Annotated in this window: 20 protein-coding genes; 17 read left to right on the top strand and 3 right to left on the bottom strand. The window is 46.1% G+C overall.

Translation table 11 applies throughout. The features are described from left to right. Positions 1–214 precede the first annotated feature (214 nt). The 8 genes from MKY01_RS27360 to MKY01_RS27325 all read left to right on the top strand — a co-directional run bounded on the left by MKY01_RS27360 (position 215) and on the right by MKY01_RS27325 (position 9,815). On the top strand, positions 215–1,198 hold the full coding sequence (locus MKY01_RS27360) for a zinc-dependent alcohol dehydrogenase family protein (RefSeq protein WP_339284302.1): 984 nt from the start codon (positions 215–217) through the stop codon (positions 1,196–1,198). Positions 1,199–1,358: 160 nt separating this feature from the next. Further along, entirely contained in the window at positions 1,359–2,198 is an 840-nt protein-coding gene (kduI, locus tag MKY01_RS27355; protein ID WP_036668043.1) for a 5-dehydro-4-deoxy-D-glucuronate isomerase, read from the top strand. A gap of 221 nt (positions 2,199–2,419) precedes the next feature. Further along, complete coding sequence (locus MKY01_RS27350; protein WP_339287277.1) at positions 2,420–3,178, top strand: DeoR/GlpR family DNA-binding transcription regulator; 759 nt, start codon at positions 2,420–2,422, stop codon at positions 3,176–3,178. Positions 3,179–3,255: 77 nt separating this feature from the next. After that, a complete protein-coding gene (gene kduD / locus MKY01_RS27345; protein WP_036606921.1) occupies positions 3,256–4,008 on the top strand; it encodes a 2-dehydro-3-deoxy-D-gluconate 5-dehydrogenase KduD in 753 nt (250 codons plus the stop codon). Positions 4,009–4,045: 37 nt separating this feature from the next. Continuing rightward, entirely contained in the window at positions 4,046–4,891 is an 846-nt protein-coding gene (locus tag MKY01_RS27340) for a sugar phosphate isomerase/epimerase (protein WP_339284300.1), read from the top strand. Positions 4,892–5,130: 239 nt separating this feature from the next. Further along, the gene (locus MKY01_RS27335) at positions 5,131–6,438 is read left to right on the top strand and encodes a homocysteine synthase (RefSeq protein ID WP_036606925.1); all 1,308 of its coding nucleotides are present in this window, start codon (positions 5,131–5,133) and stop codon (positions 6,436–6,438) included. 422 nt (positions 6,439–6,860) lie between these two features. After that, positions 6,861–8,873, top strand: coding sequence for a heavy metal translocating P-type ATPase (locus MKY01_RS27330; protein WP_282320211.1), 2,013 nt, complete (start codon positions 6,861–6,863; stop codon positions 8,871–8,873). A gap of 132 nt (positions 8,874–9,005) precedes the next feature. Then, positions 9,006–9,815 carry an alpha/beta hydrolase gene (locus MKY01_RS27325; protein ID WP_127546588.1) on the top strand — a complete coding sequence of 270 codons (810 nt, stop codon included), beginning with the start codon at positions 9,006–9,008 and terminating at the stop codon, positions 9,813–9,815. Positions 9,816–9,937: 122 nt separating this feature from the next. Here the strand turns inward: MKY01_RS27325 and MKY01_RS27320 are convergent, their stop codons facing one another. Continuing rightward, the gene (locus MKY01_RS27320) at positions 9,938–10,669 is read right to left on the bottom strand and encodes a ZIP family metal transporter (protein WP_036606933.1); all 732 of its coding nucleotides are present in this window, start codon (positions 10,667–10,669) and stop codon (positions 9,938–9,940) included. 256 nt (positions 10,670–10,925) lie between these two features. Here MKY01_RS27320 and trxB point away from each other — a divergent pair, with 256 nt between their 5' ends. Both trxB and MKY01_RS27310 read left to right on the top strand, forming a co-directional pair. After that, complete coding sequence (gene trxB, locus MKY01_RS27315; protein ID WP_282320213.1) at positions 10,926–11,867, top strand: thioredoxin-disulfide reductase; 942 nt, start codon at positions 10,926–10,928, stop codon at positions 11,865–11,867. A 62-nt stretch (positions 11,868–11,929) separates the two neighbouring features. Next, positions 11,930–12,160: a glutaredoxin family protein gene (locus MKY01_RS27310; protein ID WP_036668031.1), complete on the top strand. Its 231-nt coding sequence runs from the start codon at positions 11,930–11,932 to the stop codon at positions 12,158–12,160. Between the two features lie 1,023 nt (positions 12,161–13,183). Here MKY01_RS27310 and MKY01_RS27305 read toward each other — a convergent pair. Together MKY01_RS27305 and MKY01_RS27300 are read right to left on the bottom strand one after the other, a co-directional pair. Further along, the gene (locus MKY01_RS27305) at positions 13,184–13,381 is read right to left on the bottom strand and encodes a hypothetical protein (protein WP_017692236.1); all 198 of its coding nucleotides are present in this window, start codon (positions 13,379–13,381) and stop codon (positions 13,184–13,186) included. 147 nt (positions 13,382–13,528) lie between these two features. Further along, positions 13,529–14,695: an ROK family protein gene (locus tag MKY01_RS27300; protein WP_076328894.1), complete on the bottom strand. Its 1,167-nt coding sequence runs from the start codon at positions 14,693–14,695 to the stop codon at positions 13,529–13,531. Between the two features lie 199 nt (positions 14,696–14,894). On the opposite strand from MKY01_RS27300, the gene xylA reads away from it, so the two are divergent. From xylA to MKY01_RS27265, 7 genes are all read left to right on the top strand, one after another. Then, positions 14,895–16,211, top strand: coding sequence for a xylose isomerase (xylA, locus tag MKY01_RS27295; protein WP_036606941.1), 1,317 nt, complete (start codon positions 14,895–14,897; stop codon positions 16,209–16,211). A 691-nt stretch (positions 16,212–16,902) separates the two neighbouring features. Then, positions 16,903–18,396, top strand: a complete 1,494-nt coding sequence (gene xylB / locus MKY01_RS27290; RefSeq protein ID WP_076253582.1) for a xylulokinase — start codon at positions 16,903–16,905, stop codon at positions 18,394–18,396. A gap of 221 nt (positions 18,397–18,617) precedes the next feature. After that, a complete protein-coding gene (locus tag MKY01_RS27285) occupies positions 18,618–19,334 on the top strand; it encodes a glycosyltransferase family 2 protein (RefSeq protein ID WP_256720160.1) in 717 nt (238 codons plus the stop codon). Between the two features lie 11 nt (positions 19,335–19,345). Beyond that, positions 19,346–21,475 carry a glycosyltransferase gene (locus tag MKY01_RS27280; RefSeq protein WP_282320215.1) on the top strand — a complete coding sequence of 710 codons (2,130 nt, stop codon included), beginning with the start codon at positions 19,346–19,348 and terminating at the stop codon, positions 21,473–21,475. Positions 21,476–21,658: 183 nt separating this feature from the next. Further along, positions 21,659–22,057: an Rrf2 family transcriptional regulator gene (locus MKY01_RS27275; protein ID WP_127546709.1), complete on the top strand. Its 399-nt coding sequence runs from the start codon at positions 21,659–21,661 to the stop codon at positions 22,055–22,057. Positions 22,058–22,175: 118 nt separating this feature from the next. Further along, positions 22,176–23,327 carry an MFS transporter gene (locus MKY01_RS27270; protein WP_036606945.1) on the top strand — a complete coding sequence of 384 codons (1,152 nt, stop codon included), beginning with the start codon at positions 22,176–22,178 and terminating at the stop codon, positions 23,325–23,327. A 151-nt stretch (positions 23,328–23,478) separates the two neighbouring features. After that, entirely contained in the window at positions 23,479–24,105 is a 627-nt protein-coding gene (locus tag MKY01_RS27265) for a bifunctional 4-hydroxy-2-oxoglutarate aldolase/2-dehydro-3-deoxy-phosphogluconate aldolase (protein ID WP_047841586.1), read from the top strand. The last annotated feature ends 143 nt before the right edge of the window (positions 24,106–24,248 follow it).

Raw genomic sequence — 24,248 nt, 5'->3', positions numbered from 1 at the left:
ATGATGAAGAGCTTCACGACCTTGGAATTCAAGGTTGTGGGGCTCTTTTTTTCGAATCAGAAGTTATCGCATATTTTAATGAAAAAGTTGTATTATATCTTAATAAGTCGTTTATGAAATAATTTACCAGTGATACTATTGTCATACACTCTGGAAATATATTCAATATTTTAGTTAGAGAAATTTTAGAAAAATTATTTTAGGAGATGTACCAATGAAAGCAAGGGTAATCCGTTATTATCGTTTTGGCGAACCAAGTGAAGTGTTATGTATGGAAGAAAAAGATGTGATACCCCCTGGACCCGGTGAATTAGCAGTGAGGATGTATGCTCGGCCTATTAATCCCTCCGATATTATTCCTGTTCGAGGAGCTTACCCGCATCGTACCCGATTACCAGCTGTTCCCGGGTTTGAGGGTATGGGGATAGTAGAAGCAGTAGGATTGGGAGTATCCAATCAAATGTTGGGGCGCCGCGTCTTGCCACTAAAAGGTGAGAATACTTGGCAGGACGTCGTGAAGACTTTGGAGCGACATACAATTATTGTGCCGAATGATATCGATGATCACTCAGCCAGCCAGCTCTATATTAATCCGGTTACGGCTTGGTTGATCTGTACAGAGGTGCTTAAGCTTACGTATGATGATACCCTGATTGTGAATGCAGGGGGATCTGCAATCGGGCGAATCTTTGCACAGATCTCAAAAATTTATGGATTTAAATTGATTGCGCTTACGAGAGATGATCGTCATACTGCTGAACTGTATCGTCTTGGAGCAGTTTCTGTTATCAATACGACGAAAGAGTTGCTACAGTCTAGAATTACGGAATTAACAGAGGGATACGGTGCTGATGCAGCCGTGGATTGTATTGGAGGGACAGACGGGGAACAATTGGTGAGTTGCCTTAAACCAAATGGGACGGTCATCAGTGTAGGACTGCTTTCGGGGATCACACCGTTATGGCATGAAGTAACCCGGGGAACACAAGTTCATGTGAAACTTTTCTGGTTAAAACATTGGGTGGAACGCTGTTCGCAAGAACGCTGGGAACAGGTATTTCATGAGGTGATGGAGCTGGTCAGAGCAGGGAGACTTGTCATGGCAAACATTGGGGCGACGTATGAACTAACGAATGTACAACAGGCTATTACAGCGGCTGAATCGGGTATCGAGGGGAAGGTTCTCTTAATACAGTAGTACATAAGACTTGGAAAAAAGTCTTAAGCTCATTATCACATAAATTACTTTTTCAAAAATAAAGGTACACAAAAGATACATAATGAACTAAAATGAACTTATATGAACATTATCAAACTCAATCCCAACTAATTTAAATGACGAAAGGAATGGATTAATAATGGAAAATCGTTATGCTGCACATCCCAATGAAGTGAAAACGTATGATACATCTCGCCTGCGTGAGGAATTTTTGATGGAGCAACTGTTTGCAACCGATGAATTGGTAACGGTGTATTCTCATGTGGATCGTTATATTGTGGGAACGGCTGTACCTGAGAGCAAGGACATTACCCTTGAAGTGAACCTGAAAGATATCGGAACGAACTTTTTCCTGGAGCGTCGTGAAATCGGTATCATTAATGTCGGTGGTCACGGAACAGTGACAGCGGACGGACAAGGTTATGAGATTGGAGCGAAGGAATGTCTCTACATCGGTAGAGGTGTGAAGGAAGTTGTGTTCACAAGCAGTGACAAGGCTCAACCTGCCCAATTCTATTTTGTATCCACACCGGCTCATCACACCTATCCAACAGTAAAAGCAACACAAGAACAAGCTCAGCCAAATCATCTGGGCAGCATCGAAACTTCCAATGAGCGTACGATCTATCGTTACATTCACCAAGGAGAAGGCGGAATTCAGAGTTGTCAGTTGGTGATGGGCATTACCGAACTCAACAAGGGTAACATGTGGAACACGATGCCTGCACATACCCATAACCGCCGTTCCGAAGTATACTTGTACTGGAACTTGCCTGAAGACGGTGTTGTATTCCATATGATGGGTGAGCCAAACGAAACACGCCATCTGGTTGTACGTGATCGCCAGGCGATCATTTCCCCAAGCTGGTCCATTCACAGTGGTGTGGGTACAAGCAATTACACCTTCTGTTGGGCGATGGCTGGTGAGAACCAGACGTTCGAAGATATGGACGGCGTAGCGATGAAAGACCTGAAATAATAAATTACAGATGTCTGAGTTAAATTGACAGGGTAGACACTAGAACGGAGGGTACAGAAAGGACCAGAAGAAGCGAAGCGTGCGCCTTTATCACCAGATTTCTCCCTTTAAATAAGGGATCAAAGGAAATATGGGGATAAGAGTGATCGGAAGGTTTTCTGTACCCGAAGTGTAAGTGCGAAACTACCATTTAACTCAGGTAATATAGGAAGTTGATTATGATGAATCCATTGAAAAGACATGAAAAAATTATGGAGGCTCTGCTGGAACGCCAGGAAGTAACCGTCAGTGATCTGAGTGAGTTGTTGCAGGTGACGGGGAAGACTGTGCGAGAGGATCTCGACAAGTTGGAGAGTATGGGACTGCTCGTACGTGTCCATGGTGGTGCTATGCTGGCTCAGAATGACCAGTATGGCATCTTGAATAGCCGCGGAGTTACCGAGAAGCATCATTCGGAGAAGACGGAGATTGCTGAACGTGCCCTTGCTTACATTCGACCTGGAGATATCGTTGCTCTCGATGGTGGCAGCACTACGCTGGAGATGGCCAAACGTCTCGATAATCAACCTCTGACGGTGGTGACCAATGACCTGTTCATTATTGCGGAGTTGACCAAAAAGGAGCAAGTGCGACTGGTTGTGCCTGGCGGGGCGCGTGTACGGAATATGCTGGTTGGGGATGATACGGCTACGTTTATATCCAGTCTTAACATTCATAAAGCCTTTATATCCACCACAGCCCTTCATCCGGAATTTGGATTATCCATATACACGGGAGATCTGGTTCCTTTGAAAAAAGCAATGATATCTGCCTCGCAGCAAGTATACGGCGTTGTGGATCATTATAAATTCGGACAATTTGCACTGCGAACTTTCGCCCAGTGTTCGGAACTGGACTACATTATCAGCGATAGTCGTTTGGATGAAGAGACGGTTGCCTTATACGAGCAGAGCGGTGTCACAGTGGATTATCAAAGTTAACCTCATTCATCATTCATGGGATTAAAGAACGGACGGATCTAAGAATTGCATATCAAAACCATGCGGAGGAATCATTCATGAACCCATTTGATTTAAGCGGACAAGTTGCACTGGTGACAGGTACCTCGGGAGGACTTGGACAAGGGATGGCCATTGGTTTGGCAGAAGCAGGTGCTGATGTGGTGCTGGTCTCTTATTCCAAGCCTGCGGCAACGGCAAGTGCCATTGAAGCACTCGGACGCAAAGCTTATGTGATTGAAGCGGATTTAAGTCGTGAAGATGAGTTGTCGGCTGTGTTCGAACAGGCGCTTGCGTTCCAGGGCAGAATTGACATTCTCGTCAACAATGCCGGAATCATTCGTCGCACACCTGCGGCTGATCATGCAGTTCAGGACTGGCATGATGTAATTGGTCTGAACCTGAACACTGTATTTTTCCTAAGCCAATTGGCAGGCAGACATATGATTGAACGTGGAAGTGGCAAAATCATTAATATTGCATCCATGTTGTCCTATCAAGGTGGGATCAATGTGCCAGGGTATACAGCCAGTAAACATGGCGTTGCCGGATTAACCAAAGCACTCGCCAATGAATGGGCAGGTAAAGGAATCCAGATTAACGGTATCGCACCTGGTTATATGGAAACCGATAATACTACCCAGATCCGTGCGGACGAGAATCGTTACCGGGATATTACAGCCCGTATTCCTGCTGGGCGTTGGGGAACACCTGAAGATCTGAAAGGCCCGGTTGTCTTTCTGGCATCTGCCGCTTCGGATTATCTGAATGGTCATGTGCTGAATGTCGATGGCGGCTGGATGGCACGTTAATCACTTGATAATCGGATTAGCATAAGGAGGCAGTGAGATGAAACTTGGTATTCTGGCGCATACATTTGGCAAACAGCCTACAGCACAGCTTGCGCAGACGATTGCGGATAACGGATTTAATTCCGTACAGCTGGCGCTGGCCAAAGCATTATCAGATGTGGACTCATCGAATGGCAAGCTGAGCCCAGGGCTAGCGAATGAGATCGGAGATCAATTTGCACAGCGCGGGGTGAAGATTGCGGTACTGGGCTGTTATATTAATCCGATTGACCCTGATCCGGTAAGACGACGTGCGGACATTGATCGATTCAAGGAGCATCTGCGTTATGCCCGGGATTTTGGTTGCAGCATGGTAGCAACGGAGACCGGCGGCTTGGACACCTATCAGGATACACATCCGGATGGATATGAAGAGAAGGCGTGGAGTGTGCTGAAAGAAACGGTTGAGGAGTTGGCTGAGGAAGCGGAGAAATGGGGCGTGCATGCGGCGATTGAGCCTGTGTCGACACATACTCTTCATACCCATGAACATATGACACGTTTGTTTGAAGAGATTCCTTCATCAAATCTGGGGATGCTGTTCGACCCGTGTAATCTGATCAAGCAACCACATGTAGCAGATCAAGGGGCTTTCTTGCGCGAGGTGATGGAATCGCTGTATCAGCGCATGATTGTGATCCATGCCAAAGATGTAGCCTTTGATGCACAGGGAGAGAAGTTTAATCCGGTACCTGGGGCAGGAATACTGGATTACCCGTTATTTTTTGAATTGTTAAAAACGTATAAGCCACATATCGATATTTCACTTGAAGGCGTAACTGCGGAGGAAGCTGTACCTGCGGCCAAACATTTGCGTGAAGTATGGAGTGCAGTTCGGGTCTAACCAAACCCAGGATGAGGTATTGCATACCGAAGCCAAAGTAGCTGAAAAACCTTTGCGAGTGCAAAGGTTTTTTTTGGTACAGAAATCGATAATGTACATATTTAATATTTCTTATCGGAACAATCGGAAATAAGTCTTTTCAAATGCGACATCTTGTGAGAGAATATGGAAAACATACGCCACCATGCAAAGACATCAGGAACTTAAAGAACGTATATATTGAGGGAGGATTCAGATTTATGTCAAACGAACGTGAGCTTTCATTTGAAACATTGGCAATTCATGCAGGCCAGGAGATTGATCCAACCACCAACGCACGAGCTGTGCCCTTGTATCAGACAACATCCTATGGATTCAAGGACACCGAGCATGCAGCTAACTTGTTTGGTTTGAAAGAGTTTGGCAACATTTATACCCGTCTGATGAATCCAACAACCGACGTGTTTGAGCAACGAATTGCGGCGTTGGAAGGCGGAGCTGGAGCGCTGGCTACAGCTTCTGGTCAGGCAGCCATTACGTTTTCACTTCTGAATATTGCTGGTGCAGGTGATGAGATCGTATCTTCGGCGAGTTTGTATGGAGGTACATACAATCTGTTCTCGACGACTTTGCCGAAACTGGGTCTGGACGTAAAATTTGTGGATTCCAGTGATCCTGAGAATTTCCGGGCAGCGATTACGGAGAAAACGAAAGCATTGTATGCCGAAACGATCGGTAATCCAAAGGGGAATGTACTGGATATTGAAGCGGTGGCAGCCATCGCTCATGAACATGGAATTCCTTTGATCGTGGATAACACATTCCCAAGTCCGTACCTGCTTCGTCCAATCGAACATGGCGCAGATATTGTCGTTCACTCTGCAACGAAATTTATTGGCGGTCATGGTACATCCATTGGTGGCGTTATAGTGGACAGCGGGAAATTTGACTGGAAAGCAAGTGGCAAGTTCCCTGGGTTGACGGAGCCGGACTCCAGTTATAACGGTGTGGTATATACGGAAGCGGTTGGACCGATTGCTTATATTATCAAAGCTCGTGTACAACTTCTGCGTGACTTGGGTGCAACGATCTCTCCATTCAACTCCTGGTTGTTGCTGCAAGGACTCGAGACATTACATCTGCGCGTAGAGCGTCATAGTAGCAACGCCCTTGCGGTTGCAGAATTCCTTGAGAAACATGAGGATGTGTCTTGGGTAAGTTATGCAGGTCTACCGAGCCACGGTTCTTATGAGCTTGCACAGAAGTATCTGCCAAGAGGGCAGGGTGCGATTCTAACCTTTGGAATCAAAGGTGGTGCGGATGCAGGCCGCAAATTGATTGAAAGTGTCAAACTGTTCTCTCACCTTGCAAACGTGGGCGATTCCAAGTCACTGATTATTCACCCGGCAAGTACAACTCACGCGCAGTTGACCGAAGATGAACAAACCGCAGCAGGGGTTAATCCGGAGTTGATTCGTCTGTCTGTGGGTACGGAGAACATTCAAGACATTATCTATGATCTGGAGCAAGCCATCAAAGCAAGTCAGGGAGCAAGTGTAGGCGCGTAAATGGCATTTGGGTGGATGTGTAAACAATCACTTAAGTGATATGCCATAAACAGGTCATATGAGTATCAATAGATGGTTAAAGCCGTTGTCCTCCGGGACAGCGGCTTTTTGTCTTTTTGAACACGCATGTATGACTATCCATCGAAAAAAGCCCATTTACAAATGTGGATCGCAGGCATATACTGATTAAAAGTTGTATTGAGTAAACACAATTGCATAAGTGCAAAAATGATTATCATTCTCATTCGAGATTATGTCAAAATCATTCACAAAACCATGCTGCTGCGGGATTCCCGTAGCAGCATGTGTCATTTTTAGGGCATTAACAATGGCTCTCATTCTCAATACAACTTCATTTTTGGGAGCGGAATTTAGCAGACTCTTCATCCGCAAACCTACCATTCGAAAGGAACGTGATTCATATGCAAGCGATACATCAACCACTACACAGACAGAAACAAGCGGAACAGCGCTTATCCCAAACACCAGGCCCAAACCGGGGACGTAAGCCTGAGTTTCGAGCCATGGTGCAGAATAAAGAGATGCAATCTGCATTGGGCAGCGGGCTGTTGATGCTGATTGCCTGGGGAACTGCACCTTATTTTGGTACCTTATCCATCATGCTCTACATTGTGGCGTATGCCGTTGGCGGTTGGACCAAAGCGAAGGAAGGCATCGAGACACTGGTGAAGGAACGTGATCTGGATGTAAACCTGCTGATGATTGCCGCATCCCTTGGGGCAGCAGCCATCGATTACTGGAATGAAGGTGCGATGCTGATCTTTATTTTTGCACTCAGTGGTGCATTGGAAAGTTACGCGACAGAGCGCAGTCATAAGGATATCTCATCTTTACTGGCGCTCAAGCCAGAGACTGCACTGCGTATTGAGGATGGACAGATGAACCTCGTGGCTATTGATGATCTGGAGCCGGGTGATCTGCTGTTGGTCAAACCGGGAGAACTCATCCCAGCAGATGGCGTGGTGTACCGTGGGAGTTCTTTTATCAATCAGTCATCCATCACCGGAGAATCCCTGCCTGTGGACAAAGTTGCGGGGGATGAAGTCTATGCAGGTACGGTAAACGGGGAGGGTGCATTATACGTAGAGGTTAAAAAATCGGCTGAAGGGTCACTGTTTGGCAAAATCATTAAAATGGTGGAAGAAGCGCAGTCCGAAGTGCCGGATTCCCAGCGTTTCATGGAGCGGTTTGAAGGAATTTACGCACGTATTGTTGTAGGGGTGACTTTACTTGTGATTGCAGGAACTCCACTACTGCTTGGCTGGACATGGAATGAGGCATTTTATAAAGCGATGGTGTTTCTGGTGGTTGCTTCACCTTGTGCATTGGTGTCTTCCATCATGCCTGTTATGCTGTCCGCGATGTCCAGCAGCGCCCGCCGAGGCATTCTCTTTAAGGGAGGTGCCCATATGGAGAATATGGCTCGCACGCGGGTCGTGGCTTTTGACAAAACAGGTACATTGACCATGGGCACCCCGCAAGTGACCGATATTATTACGGCTGAACATGTAGATCGTGCCCAGCTGTTAGCTGCAGTAGCGGCGATTGAGAACCTGTCCATGCACCCTTTGGCTCGTGCCATCGTAGATCAGGCGAACAAGGAGAACATTACACTTCAGGAAGCGGAGCACGTACAGGCTCTAACAGGCTGGGGCATCGAAGGAACTGTGAACGATGTGGTCTGGAGCATTGGCAAAACAGATGTACTGAGATCTATGCAGTCAGAGAAGATGACAGGCAGCAACGTTGATCCAGATGAACATGATGTTAACCCTGTGAAGGTATCTTCTGAGTGGGGCGATGTATGCTCTCGTCTTGAAGGGGAGGGAAAAACCGTATCCGCTGTTATGGCTGATGGTGAATTAGTCGGGCTGATCGCGATGCGGGATATGGTACGGCCACAGGCAGCAGCTGCAGTGAAAAAGCTTGAAGCGATGGGTGTAAAAGTTGCCATGTTAACAGGAGATCGAGCCAGATCAGCTTCTGTAATTGCGCGTGAAACTGGAGTAAACATGGTCTATGCAGACTTGTTGCCTGGAGATAAGGTGAAGCAGGTACAAGCACTCCGCAAACAGTATGGTCCTGTGCTGATGGTAGGGGATGGTGTCAATGATGCACCGGCACTTGCAGCAGCTACTGTGGGTATGGGGATGGGATTGTCCGGCAGCGGGACTGCACTGGAGGTCGCTGATGCGGTACTGATGAACGATAACATTGAAGAGATCGCTTGGGTGATTGGGCAGGCTCGTCGAGCACAGCGCACGGTGAAACAGAATATGTTTTTTGCCATTACCGTTATTCTGGCTTTGATTGTTGGTAACTTCCTCCAAGACGTTGCATTGCCTCTGGGTGTGGTAGGTCATGAAGGCAGTACAATTCTGGTTATTCTGAATGGGCTTAGACTGCTACGGTAATCAGATTAGAAGAGGAAAATGGCTAATTGGTCTCGCTAGTAGTATGCGGCTGGTTGAACAGCTTACGTTTGAACCTTGGGTCAGCGGGTAATGATTCGAAGAGACGATTCGATACTAAGGGAGCTGTGAAATATGGGACGTTATGTACAAGTGGAACCAAATGTAAAAGTATATGTTGAAGATATTGGCGAAGGAACCCCGGTTGTCTTTTTGCACGGCTGGCCTGTTAATTATAAAATGTTTGAATATCAATTGAACGTACTGCCGAACCATGGCATTCGTGCCATTGCGATAGATTTTAGAGGATATGGCTTATCGGATAAGCCTTCCACAGGATATGATTATGATCGCATGGCAGACGATGTTCGTGCCGTTATTGATGATCTGGAGCTGAAAGACGCGGTACTCGCAGGATTCTCTATGGGTGGAGCGATCGCAGTACATTACATGGCTCGCCATAAGGGACATGGCGTCTCCAAGCTGGCCTTGTTATCTGCGGCAGCACCTGTGTTCACACAGCGTGAAGGTTATCCGTATGGATTGACTCCAGAGCAGCTGAACGAGCAGATCATTGAGCCAATCTTTGCAGATCGTCCGAAGTTACTGGAGACGTTTGGCGGCATGTTCTTCGCGAAGAAACACAGTCAGCCATTCATGGATTGGTTCCACGCCCTCGGCATGGAAGCTTCATCTTATGGTACCATTCGCAGTGCAATTGCGTTGCGGGATGAGGACTTGCGAGGTGACCTGAGTTCCATTCAGGTGCCAACAGCCATTTTACACGGGAAAAAAGATGAGATCTGTCCGTTTGAGTTCGCCGAGCAGATGCACCAAGGCATCGCTTCGTCTCAGCTGATTGCTTTTGAAGAGAGTGGTCATGGTGCATTCTATGATGAATTGGAAAAATTCAATTCGGAATTGATTCGTTTCATCCAATCCTGATCAGGAGAGGGCCTAATACCTCTGACAGACGATCCCAGTAATTTCATGGAATCTTCATTTGTGGCTAAACAAAGAACCCGGTTGACAGTCTTGGACTGTTCGCCGGGTTCTTTAGTCTTCAATTAAAACAGTTCGGTCAGACCAATCATCGTGATGAGCCCGAGTAAAAAGGACATCGTCGCCACACGTGCATTGCCATCGCCGTGACTCTCGGGAATAAGTTCCTTATAAACAATGAACATCATCGCACCGGCTGCAAAGGCCAGACCATAAGGCACAAGACCAGCTACGAGACTGCTCAAGGTGTAACCAATCATAGCTGTAATAATCTCTACCGCTCCGGTCAGGGTGGCAATACCCAGCGCTTTGAAGCGGCCAATGTTCTGGTTTACTAGGAAAAGGGCCACCAGAAATCCTTCCGGCGCATTCTGCAATCCAATGGAAAAGGCAATGAGATTGCCCAGGTTCTCATCCGAGCTTGCATAGCTGACGCCAACGGATAACCCTTCCGGCAGATTATGCATGGTGATGGCTGCAATAATCATGAAGGCTTTGGTTTCAATTTTAAAAGGCATTTTCTCGGGATTCTCCAGATCGACGTGTGGAATCTTCATCTCCAGCACCAGTAGAACCAGGCTACCAAGCATAATACCAAATGCAAGTACAAAGAGATTCGATTGGCCAAGTGCTTCCGGAATGAGATTATACACCGAGGCCGAGGTCATAATACCTGCGGCGTATGCCAGCAAGATATCACGCAGACGGTGCGATATTTTGCGCATAAATAGAATCGGTACGGCCCCTAGGCCGGTAGACATGGCTGATATAAAACTGCCAATGAGTGCATCGTTCATGCTTCCATTTTCCCTCCTGATGAAGACTTCTTCATAATCGCTGCCGAGCATTGACACCGTACATAAAAGAGATCATAATGAACAACAGATTAGAATGATTATAAATTAGAATTCCGTTTCTGCATAGGGCCATTGTCATATCACAGGCAGGTCTTGTGGACATGATGTGGGCTTTTCGTTCTAGTGTATGCAAAAGCCTAAGCTTTTGATGCCGGAGGGTCTAACCTTTTTGCAGAACCCGGGGGAGGAACTATACATGTATAAATCAATTATTATTGGAACAGGCCCTGCAGGGCTGACAGCAGCAATCTATCTGGCACGTGCCAACTTGAACCCACTCGTTATTGAAGGACCACAACCTGGTGGCCAACTGACAACAACGACTGAAGTGGAGAACTTCCCAGGTTTCCCTGATGGAATTATGGGTCCTGAACTGATGGATAACATGCGTAAACAAGCTGAGCGCTTCGGTGCTGAATTCCGTACAGGCTGGGTTAACAACATCGACATGAGCGAGCGTCCATTCAAGATTCAAGTTGAAGGTATGGGTGAACTCGTATCGGAAACATTGATCCTGTCTACAGGCGCATCTGCTAAATACCTCGGTATTCCTGGCGAAGAAACAAATGTAGGCCGTGGTGTCAGCACATGTGCAACATGTGATGGATTCTTCTTCCGTAACAAAGAAATCATCGTCATCGGCGGTGGCGACTCTGCTCTTGAGGAAGCAAGCTTCCTGTCCCGTTTCGGTTCCAAAGTAACGTTGGTACACCGTCGTGAAGAACTGCGTGGCTCCAAAATCATGCAGGATCGTGCACGTAGCAACGAAAAAGTAGAAATGGCTTTGAACCGTACACCACTCGAAGTACTCGCTGGCGACAACGGCGTAACCGGACTGAAAGTGTTGAACAACGAAACAGGTGAAGAAGAAGTGATTTCGGCAAGCGGCGTATTCGTAGCTATCGGTCACACACCAAACACTGGTTTCCTTGGCGGACAGATCACTACGGACGAACACGGTTATATCCTGACTACACCAGGTACATCCGAGACAAACATCCCAGGTGTATTTGCATGTGGTGACGTACAGGATACACGTTACAAACAAGCGATTACAGCTGCAGGTAGCGGATGTATGGCTGCCATGGACACAGAGAAATACATTGAGAGCTTGGAGCACAGCGCAGTTGTTCTGTAATAGAATGAGCTGATTCCAACCAAACTATAGATTAATATAAAACCATATGAGGTGAATTAAACATGGAAAACGTAATTGTATATACATCAACGAACTGCCCTAACTGCAAATCCGTAAAAACGTTCCTGGCTGACAAAGGTATCTCTTATGAAGAGCGCAACATCGAAACTAGCGATGAATTTGCACAACAAGTATGGGACATGGGTGTACGTGCCGTGCCATTGACTGTAATTGGTGAACACCGCATTCTGGGTATGAACAAAACCCAATTTGCCAAAGCATTGGACGCTTAAATCAGGCTGATTATCTGAATCATCATGTGTTGAAAGAAATTTTCGATTCATATGCAATTCCGGTTTTCGCGAGCCGTTAGGATATAGAAAGAACCGTACCTGGAAGGGTGCGGTTTTTTGTGCGTTTTCTATGAGTGAATCGGATAGATTGGTATCTGGTCACAAACATCATTCGCAATTGTCCGATGTACAGAAGTGCGATATCATTTTCTTAAGTCGCAGAGCATAATTGAGGTGAACAAGCAGCATGATTATAGATCAGGAGGAGCATTTTCGCTTCTGGGAGCAGGCGAATATACGAGATATCCATGCTCACATACTAGTTAAAACAACTGGAATTAAGGCCATTATAATAATAACTGACATTACTTTTTTATTAGTTCGGGATTTGATCATTAGTTTTCGTGAGGTATACCAATTTCCAAAATTATAAAATCTAGAATGAATAAGAAAAGTTATCAAAGAATTAATTACAAAGAATATCAAAATATAATCTTTTGGATTAACACTCATCATAGGATAAACTTGCAGTTCTATACCCCATAGTAGGGTTATACCAATAAAATAAAGAATAGAACAAAGTATAAAATCAAACAGGAAACCAGATGTCTTTTTAAGCATATTAAAGCTCCTCTCTAATCTAGTGGTAAATCCAATATTAATTTCCAACCAACAATCATTTTACATTGAAAAAGTAAAAAAAACATACTGGTTTGACTACTTTTGTTCCGTTAACTAGGATTAAAGAGTAAGTCAAAAAACTCCATTGCTTATCTTCTGCAGAGGTCAGATCTCAAAACAACGTAAACGTATTAAATATATAGGTACTCAATCCAGAATATCGTTTATATGATTGAAGAACGATTTAAAGAAAGTTCGAATTGTCCATAATTCAGCATCGATGTTAAGAATGGGCAAAAATATGCAGAAAAATCCCCTTGCGTCTGTAATTCAGAGTACATGATAACGTGTACCCATGAATTACTGCGAAAGGGGATTTTGCATGAAAACAAATAATTACATCTAGAAAAAAATACTCATGAAAGTCTGAAATACAACATACACCAGCAATCCTGACAGCATGTACATGAAACCAGCCTTCTTTTTGCTCTGGAACAATCGGAGTATGCCAAGGCTGAACAGGGGCGCAAGCACAATCAGGAACAGGAGGACGGTGACAAACATTTGCGCCGAGATATCTGAAGTATCCACGTAGGTCACGCTTTTTTTCACTCCGTTTCGTTATCGGAATTAACACAGCTTGATTCACACAGCCATGACAAAAATCACATAACCCCATTATACATCTGGATTTCTTTAACAAAAAGGGAGGAAATGGGGCGAAATGATGTCAATTTTCATCTGTTATTAGACAGACACCCTAATTTTACCTAAAAACTGGGATATCGCAGAGTAAGCGGCACCAACGCGGGTGGAACGGCTGCCCAGAGCTGCCCATTCAATCTGCAAACTGCGGCGGTGATAAGGTAATGTACGTTCCTCGACAACTTGTTTTAACGCTGTTTCAATCCAGGGACCTGCTTCAGAGAGCGGACCGCCAATGATAATACGTTCCGGGTTGAAACTGTTAACGATATTGGTAATGCCAATCCCCAGTTTGCGTCCAATCGTGTTGTATAATTCTTGAACAGCATCGTGGCCTTGCTCCGCATGATGAATAAGCTCTCGTGTGGTATGAGCAGGTAATTTTAGCTGGTGATCCGGGTGCTCGTAGGCTTTTTCCGATGCGTACAACTCCCAGCAACCACGATTACCACAGGAGCAGGGCAGACCTTCCGCTTCAATGGACATATGGCCTGTTTCTCCTGCGTAGCCCCACGCGCCTTTGTATAATTCACCATCTACCATGATGCCTGAACCAATCCCCATGCCTGCACTGATGTAGATCATGTGACGTACACCGATACCTGCCCCAAAATTCAACTCTCCATGGGCACCAGCATTGGCTTCATTATCAATCGTTACAGGCAGTTGAAATTCTTCTTCAAGCATGGAGCGCAGAGTTACCTTCTCCCACCCCAGGTTGGGTGCAAACAGGACCGTTCCTGCCTCATCCACCATGCCGGGCACGCCGATGCCAATACCAATGACTCCATGAGGGGAAGCAGGAGCTGCTTCAATGAGTTGCTTTGCTGCCAATTTCAATTGCTCCAGTACAGAGGACACGTCATGATGTTCCAAGGTCACTGCGTACTCTGTAATGATGTGTCCTTCCAGATCTGTAAGCACGCCTTTCAAGTGGGTCACACTGAGTTCCAGACCGACTGCATAGCCTGATGTCCCTCGAAACAGCAGCATGAGTGGTTTACGTCCGCCGCTGGATTCCCCAGGGCCAATCTCCTGCACCAGGTCATCACTGATCAGATCAGCAACCAGGTTGGATACCGTTGCTTTGTTCAGCCCCGTAACCTCGGACACTCGTGCGCGAGAAAGAGGGGCATGACGCCGGATCGTATCGAGAACGATCGACTTGTTTATTTTTTTGACCAGCATCTGGTCTCCGGTAATTTTCATATGGTTAAGGCACTCCTATTCTTCTGATAAAAGGGTTCTGACCCACATCCGAAACAAGTTATTCGACTATTATAGCGTAAACAACCGTGTAAAAAACATTTTTATTTTTACTTTGTTTAACCAATAGACAAAGTAAATTCGATGTGATAGGATAACGGTGTAAACGATTTCTTAAAACTATTGAGGAGGCATTTTACACATGGCCTATTTTGAATCCGTTAATAAAATTGCATTCGAAGGTAAAGATTCCAAGAATCCTTTTGCTTTTAAACATTATAATCCGGAAGAAGTGGTAGCCGGCAAATCGATGGAAGAACATTTCCGTTTTGGCATGGCTTACTGGCATACATTAACTGCGGGCGGCAGTGACCCGTTCGGTGCGGAGACAGCTGTTCGTTCGTGGGATAAATACTCGGGTCTGGACCTCGCGAAAGTACGCGTGGAAGCGGCATTTGAATTTTTGGAAAAAATGAATCTCCCGTTCTTCTGTTTCCACGATGTGGACATTGCACCAGAAGGCAACAACCTGCGTGAGTTCTACAGCAACATTGATACGATTGTTGATCTGATTGAAGATCATATGAAATCCAGCGGCAAAAAACTGCTCTGGAACACGGCGAACATGTTCTCGAACCCACGCTTCATGTTTGGTGCGGCTTCTACTTGCAACGCAGACGTGTACGCTCACGCTGCAGCGCAGATCAAGAAAGGTCTGGAAGTTGGTAAACGTCTGGGCGCTGAAAACTATGTATTCTGGGGCGGTCGTGAAGGTTACGACACATTGTTGAACACAGACATGCAACTGGAGCAAGACAACATTGCTCGCATGTTCCACATGGCTGTAGACTACGCGAAGGAAATTGGCTTTGATGCACAATTCCTGATCGAGCCTAAACCAAAAGAGCCAACGAAACACCAATATGATTATGATGCAGCAACTTCCATTGCTTTCTTGCAAAAATACGGTTTGGACAAACACTTCAAACTCAACCTGGAAGCAAACCACGCTACACTGGCTGGTCACACATTTGATCACGAAATCCGCGTTGCTCGTACAAACGGCATGCTCGGTTCCCTCGATGCAAACCAAGGCGACATGTTGATCGGTTGGGATACGGATGAGTTCCCGGTTGATATGTACGATGCTACGTTGACAATGTATGAAGTATTGAAAAACGGCGGTATCGGCCGTGGTGGTGTGAACTTTGACGCGAAAGTACGTCGTGGTTCCTTCGAAGCTGATGATCTGTTCTTGGCACACATCGCAGGTATGGACACGTATGCAAAAGGTCTGAAAGTAGCAGCGAAGTTGATTGAAGATCGCGTATTCGATGACTTCATCGAAAAACGTTACAGCAGCTTCAGCGAAGGTATCGGTGCAGATGTAGTTGCAGGTAAAGCAACACTGGCTTCCCTTGCTGAGTATGCACTCAACAACGAAAGCCCACGCAAAAACCAATCCGGACGTCAGGAATTGCTGAGAGCACAACTCAACCAGTACATCTTGGCTGACTAATAGCGCATTAGGCAGGGTTGGTGCACGTCGACCACCGATGGTTACTCAACTTATATGTGTTGGACATTAGTATCCAAGCTTGCCTATGCACAAGATTAGCTTGTACCATGGAACGCCTGAACAAGCATGACATTCGGACCGTCCCCGACTTTCCCTTGGGAAGACGGGGGCGGTTTTTTGGTTAAACAAATAACATGGTTTTTAAGATTTTTGATATAAATGTATCTTTAAGATGGTGCATGCAAAACGGAGTGAGCAGAAAGAACCCGAGGAAGCAAAGCGGTCGCATTTATCCCCGGATTTCTCCCTTGTCAAAGGGATTAAAGGAAATCCGGGGGTAACGGCGATCCGAGGGTTTTCTGATCACGGAGTGACCACATGAGCATCAAGGTTTCATTTATAACCAATGACGAATCAAGGTTATTGGATCAATCTTCTGCTACAAAAACGAGTATGTTTTTACTGTTTTGATATAAATGGTTGTCTAAGATGGTGCATGCAAAACGGAGTGAGCAGAAAGGACCCGAGGAAGCGGAGCGTGCGCATTTATCCCCGGATTTCTCCCTTGTCAAAGGGATTAAAGGAAATCCGGGGGTAACGGCGATCCAAGGGTTTTCTGATCATGAAGTGACCATATGAGCATCAAGGGTTTCATTTATACAGTCCTGTTACAAACGAGAGGAGTTAACCTATGAGTTACGTAATTGGCGTCGATCTTGGAACCAGCGCGGTCAAAACCGTGTTGGTCAATCGCGAAGGAAAAGTGGCATTTGAAGCATCCGAGGCATACCCGTTGTACCAGCCTAAGGCTGGATACAGTGAACAAAATCCCGAAGATTGGGTAGAGCAGACGATTGTTTCCTTGCGTAAATTGCTTGAAGTGTCTGGCGTGCAGCCTTCGGAAATCGAAGGATTGAGCTTCTCGGGCCAGATGCATGGACTGGTCTTGGTGGATGCAGAAGGTAAACCGCTGCGTAACGCAATCCTGTGGAACGATACACGCACAACGGCTCAGTGCCGTCGCATCGAAAAAGTGCTGGATGGCAAGCTGTTAAGTATTGCCCGGAACCGTGCACTGGAAGGCTTTACCTTGCCAAAAATTCTGTGGGTTCAGGAGAACGAGCCTGAATTGTTACAGCAAGCATCCTTGTTCCTGTTGCCTAAAGACTATGTGCGTTATCGCCTGACCGGGGATTACGCTATGGATTATTCTGATGCAGCGGGAACTTTGCTACTGGACGTTGCAGGCAAACAGTGGAGCGACGAGATTGCAGAAGCTTTCGAGCTGCCAATCTCTCTTTGTCCACGTCTTGTGGAATCGTTTGAGGAAGTGGGCACGTTGCTGCCTGAGATTGCGGATCAAACGGGTCTAGCGGCTGCAACAAAAGTATACGCAGGTGGTGCGGATAATGCGTGTGGTGCCATTGGCGCAGGCATTCTGAGTGAAGGACAGACGATGTGCAGCATCGGAACGTCCGGGGTTGTGCTTTCCTACGAAGAGCGTAAAGATCTCGACTTCGAAGGCAAAGTACACTTTTTCAATCACGGGGAGAAAGATGCCTTCTATATTATGGGTGTAACGCTTGCCGCGGGATATAGCCTGTCCTGGTTCAAGGATACGTTTGCAGCGGATAAATCATTTGATGTGCTCTTGCAGGGCATTGATCAGATTCCGGCGGGCAGCAACGGATTGTTGTTCACACCATATATCGTTGGGGAGCGTACACCTCATCCGGATGCGAATATCCGTGGCAGTTTCATCGGTATGGATGCAGGGCACAAGCTGGAGCACTTTGGACGTGCGGTGATGGAGGGTATTACCTTCTCGCTACGCGAGTCCATTGATATTCTGCGTGGTGCAGGCAAAACCGTCAATGAAGTCATCTCCATTGGTGGCGGCGCCAAGAACGAAGCTTGGTTGCAAATGCAGGCTGATGTCTTTAACGCCACGATTGTGAAGCTGGAGAGCGAACAGGGTCCAGCGATGGGTGCAGCGATGCTGGCTGCCTATGGCTGTGGCTGGTTCCCGTCTTTGCAAGAATGTGCAACAGCGTTTATTCGTCCAGCGAAGTCCTATGAGCCGAACCCGGAAACGGTTGCCGTCTATGATGGACTGTTCGCACTGTATCAGGAAGTCTATGGACAGACGCGTAGTCTCAATGATCGTTTGGCTGAATACCGTTAATTCATTTATTTCACTACATTAATCTTATGATTACATTTAAAAGCATCCGCGAAGGCGGGTGCTTTTTTGTCGTTCATCAAGATTAACCCCATGAAAGGTTTACTCGGCCTGCATATCCGCATTCAGGCTCTGCATAGATTGGAAATAGAGGATTGTGATTCGTCCAGGCATCGTGTGCCCGAAATTTTAATAGGTAGAAGTTTGAGCAAGGGGGTGAAGCTTTGGATGGACATGAGGAACATGGAAGACCACATATTACCTTGTCGATGATCGTTCGTAATGAAGAGAATCGTTATCTCAGGCAGGCACTGGAGAGACATCGTCCCTGGATTGATCGCGCAGTAATCATTGATGACGGAAGCACGGATGGAACGGTCGGGCTGTGCAGGGAACTTCTGGACGGTATTCCACTCGTATTAGTGGAGAACGCTGCTTCACGTTTTGCAGACGAGGTAAGCCTGAGAAAACAACAATGGGAAGAGACGGTGGCGACCAATCCGGAGTGGATTTTGAATCTGGATGCGGATGAGATTCTAACCAGTGACTTTGGGTTGGTACGGGATCTGTTGCTCAGTGGCAATGAAGATGCGATCTATTTCAGATTGTTTGATATGTGGAGTGAGACGCATTACCGGGAAGATGAGTTCTGGCAGGCGCATGCCTATTATCGGCCATTTCTGATTCGTTATCACCCGGGGATGAACTATGAATGGAAGGAGACACCCCAGCATTGTGGTCGTTTTCCGTTAACGATCCAACATTGGTCCTATGGATGTCATGCTCCCCGGGTGAAGCACTATGGTTGGGCGCGGGAAGAAGACCGTATCCGCAAATATGAACGCTATCAAGCACTGGACCCTGAAGCAAGATACGGTTGGAAGGAACAGTACGAATCGATATTGGATCAGGAGCCACGACTGTTGGCATGGTTCGAATAAGGAGAGGGGGAGTGAGCACATTGAAGAAAGACCCTTTACGCAAATCGGAAGAAGAATCCCAACCTCAAATAGAGTTGAATACACATGAGAAAGAGAATCAAAAAGAGAAGCAACATGAGAGCCAGAAAGAGAGCCAGAGTAATCATCGACCGCCCAGACTTTCTGATAAATCGCTGGAAACCCGCCAATCGGAAACGCTTGAAGCGCCTGGCCAGGAAAGAATACTGATCGCCAGCCCGGTTCGCCAGACAACTCCGGTGCTCCGTGAATTTCTGGATTCTCTGCATGCACTGGAACGAACAACAGTGAAGACGGATTATCTGTTTGTTGACGATAACGTGGAAGAAGCCGCATCGAATATATTGCATGAATTTGTGCTTCAGCATGAAGGGACGGTTATTCAAGCAGATGAACATGGTAGCGGTAGTCCTGACAACAAAGGGGTGTACAGCAAGGATGAGGGAGGACACTATTGGCAGGATGAGCAGATTTGGCGTGTAGCCGGTTTGAAAAATCGCATATTGCAATATGCACGCGACAATCACTACGATGCGGTGTTCCTGATTGATTCTGACTTGGTGCTGCATCCACGGACGCTGGAGCAACTTGTATCGAGTGGCAAAGACATTGTATCCAATATTTTTTGGACCCGCTGGCAGCCGGATGCCAGGGAAATGCCGCAGGTATGGCTGCAAGATGAGTATGCTTTGTTTCGCCGCGGTGGCAAAACAGTAGACGGAACCGAGACGGAGGACGAGGGCACGCAAACGACTGCTTTTCTAAATCAGCTACGGATCCCGGGTTGTTATGAAGTTGGAGGGCTAGGGGCATGTACTCTTATTCGCAAAAATGTTCTGGCAGCAGGAGCTTCATATGACCAGATTCCCAATGTATCCTTCTGGGGCGAAGATCGTCATTTCTGCATCCGTGCTCAAGCACTGGGTTTTCGTTTGTTCGTTGATACTCATCTCCCCGCATACCACATCTATCGATTGTCCGAACTTCCGGGGGTTTCCGCCTTTAACCGCAGGGCGAGACGAGGGGAGGAGACGATCAGTATTACCCTGTGTATGATTGTGAAAAATGAAGAAGCTTCCCTTGCGAGATGTCTGGACTCGGTCAACGGTATCGCCGATGAGATTGTAATCGTGGATACCGGATCAACGGATCGTACCCGTCAGATTGCTTCCAGATATACGGATCGTATCGTTGATTTTGAATGGGTGGATGACTTTGCAGCAGCACGCAACTATGCCTTCGATCAGGCAAAGAGTGAATATATTCTGTGGCTGGATGCAGACGATGTGTTCGAACCGGAAGATCGGGCGAAACTGATCGCCTTGAAACGTTCGCTGGACCCGGATGTTGATAGTGTTACAATGGATTATAATCTGTCATTCACAGCAGATGGCAAGGTAGCCTACAGCCTGCGCCGGAATCGTCTGGTGCGTCGGGATCGGCAATTTCGCTGGATTGGCGCGGTCCATGAATATCTGGCTGTAGCGGGCAATCTGCTGCATAGTGATATAGCGGTTACCCACAAGAAAGATAAGGTGTATACCGATCGTAATCTGCGGATCTATCGCAAAAGGGAACAGGCCGGAGAGGAATTCGGGCCGCGTGACTTGTACTATTTCGGTAATGAGCTGAAGGACCATGGACAGCATGAGGATGCGGTGAAGTACTATGAGAAGTTTCTGGATACCGGATTGGGCTGGGTGGAAGATCAGATCGCTGCTTGCCAGAAAATTGCGGATTGTGAAGCTGCACTTGAACATCCGGAACAGGAAGTCACGGCGTTGTTCCGATCATTTGCCTATGATTTGCCAAGAGCCGAGATTTGCTGTCGATTGGGTGGTTATTTTGCCGACCGTGAAGATTATCGCAAGGCCCTGTTCTGGTACGAACAGGCGACTCGTGCTGTACGTCCTGATGACCCTATGGTAGTGCTGAATGAAGCAGCTTGGACCTGGATGCCGCATCTGCAACTATGTGTGTGTTATGACCGGATGGGTAACCGTGCCAAGGCCCGGGAACATAATGATATCGCACTCGCCTATCATCCAACACATCCAAGCATGTTATATAACGATCGATACTTTAAAGATTTGGAGAAGGATAACGTATTGGAAAATGCCTAAAGCATGCATATAGATTGGAACTGTAGGTATAGATATTGCTGGAACAGTTGTTTGTAACAAGAGCCTCCTCTGATAAAAGAGTGGACGCAATGTGCCACTTTTATGAGAGGGGGTTATTGACGTAATTGTATTAAAGGAGTTATTGTAGATATATTAAGTCTTTTATTAGGGAGGAATGAGATGATGAAGTATTCCAAAGCTACCAATTACGCCCTGCACACGATGCTTTTTCTTGCGGCATCCAATTCAGATAAACCTGTGGGTGTGCAGCAACTTTCAAAGTGGCAGAATGTTTCACCCACATATCTGTCCAAGATTTTAACCAAATTGACGAAAGAGGGGATGATTCATTCTTCATCTGGTGCCCATGGCGGGTATACACTTCAGGAGAAGTGGGAGGATCTTACGTTTTTGGACATCATCCAGGCCATTGAGGGTACAACCTCTCTGTTTGATTGTTGTCATCATAAACAGGGATGCTTAATTCAAGAAACCATGATCACTGCCGAAGGACAGATGGAAGAAGTGTTTAAAAATCGAAAATTATCTTCGATTGCCGGTAAAATATCAATGATGCATTAAGTATTTTTTTGTTTTTTTAATAGATATAATTTGTCTTTTATATCTATTAAAAAAAACTCAACAAACGAATATATCCAGAAGATTTCACACACTATTCTTTTGAATAAAGGAGACTGAAATGAATTCATTTATTATCTATTTATTGGCTTTAGGAGCCTTTGTTGTGGGAACAGCCGAATTTGTCGTATCTGGTGTTTTAGATATCATTGCCCGCGATTTACAGGTTTCGATCTCATTAGCGGGACAATTGGTCACCGTATATGCACTATCTCATGCATTGGGAGCCTGGGCTCTGGTCATGCTGACTTCCAAGTTACAACGTAAAAAAGTACTTCTGTATTCCATGCTTATTTTTATCTTGGGAAATATCATTGCATTCTTCAGTTTGAACTTTGGCATGCTTATGTTCTCACGCATCGTATTGGCCATGAGTGGTGGTCTATATTTTGTCCTAGCCACGAACTATGCTGCAAGACTAGCTCCTTCTGGCAAACAGGGTAGTGCCATTGCAACTGTCATCACAGGATTCACCGTTTCATTGGTATTAGGAGTGCCGATTGGTACCTTCATTGCTGCCTACATGGATTGGCACTACGTTTATATCATGATTGCAATTATCGCATTTATTAATTTCATGCTGTTGTACAGATTTATTCCTCGAATGGAGGGTAACCCGTCTCTCTCCCTGAAGCAACAATTATTGATTATCAAAGATAAAAAGGTTATCACCGGATTATTAACGACTGTTTTCTGGATTCTGGGCTACACCATGGTATTTGCTTATATCGCTCCACTTTTAAGTTCAGTAGCCGATTTTTCAATAGAAATGATTAGTACGGCGTTACTTGTATTGGGTGTATTTGCATTCATAGGTTCCCGTCTTGGTGGCTATGCGGTAGATCGATGGGGACCTGTTCGCACGATTCCAATCAGTTTGATTATTCATGCTGGTGCCCTCTTTATTTTGCCCATCACAGCAGGTTCCACAATAGGTATTCTTCTGACCATCATGATTTGGGGCACAGCTGCCTGGATAACAACGCCCGCGAATCAGTTCTATTTGATAACATTGAGACCACAGTCTTCTGAAACAGTCCTGAGTTACAATACGGCAGTAATGAACATAGGTATGACTTTCGGTGCCGGATTGGGAGGTGTAGTTGTGAAATACAATTCCGTTCAAAATTTGGGGTGGATTGGTGGTATGGTCCTGCTGTTGGCTTTGGCGATTGCCCTTGTTTCCTTCAGGTTGACTACAAAACCAAGTTGAATTCAATGTCTTTTTAAAAGGAAGAAGTGAATATTGGATCAAATGATTTCATCCAGGAGAGGATATGCCTTACAATAATGAATAACGGAAAAGCGGTGACCATGATTGCCTGTCTTCGGCTGCCGAATTGATGAAGCAAGGGGAACTGGATATGAATTTGACGGAAGTACTATTGGAGTCAAGGCTAGTTGCGATTGTGCGCGGTATAAGCCGCGAAGCGGCAGTAACAGCTGGACAAGGTATGACAGGTGGCGGCATCCGACTAATGGAAGTCACACTGAACACACCTGGAGCACATGATATTATTGCAGACTGGCGTGAGCGGCATGAAGGAAAGGCTTATGTTGGAGCGGGTACGGTACTGAATGTGCAGATGGCGAAGGAAGCCGTCGCTGCAGGAGCACAATTTCTGGTATCTCCCAATGTCGATCTGTCTGTCATTGAATATGCTGTAGAACATGGTGTCGAGATCTGGCCTGGAGCCATGACACCTACGGAGATTGTCGCTGCCCATGAAGCGGGAGCACGAGTTGTGAAGTTGTTTCCGATGGCGAGTCTGGGTATACCGTATCTGCGGGAGATCAAAGCTCCACTGAATCATATTCCACTGCTGGCAACAGGTGGTGCCACACTGGAGAATATTGCTGATTATTACGCAGCAGGCGCTGCTGCAGTGGGTCTGGGAAGTGCACTTTTACCACGAGAAGCTCTTGTGGCAGGAGATCATGAGCAGATTGCAGCATGTGCACGGAGATTTGTGGAAGCAGCTGAAGCCTAGGATTCCAGCATCAGATGAGGAATATGTATATTTGGGTATATATATGATGGTTCCTTTAAATTAGTTGTTGGATTAATCTTTATCATAAAAACCCATGTCGCTTAACGTGCCGTTCATTCTATTGTTTTATGATGGATGTATGC

It is taken from the genome of Paenibacillus sp. FSL R5-0486 (genome assembly GCF_037975155.1).
Taxonomy (GTDB): Bacteria; Bacillota; Bacilli; order Paenibacillales; family Paenibacillaceae; genus Paenibacillus; species Paenibacillus amylolyticus.
The sequence above is the reverse complement of the archived record's forward strand: the minus strand, read 5'-3'. Positions and strand labels throughout refer to the sequence as shown.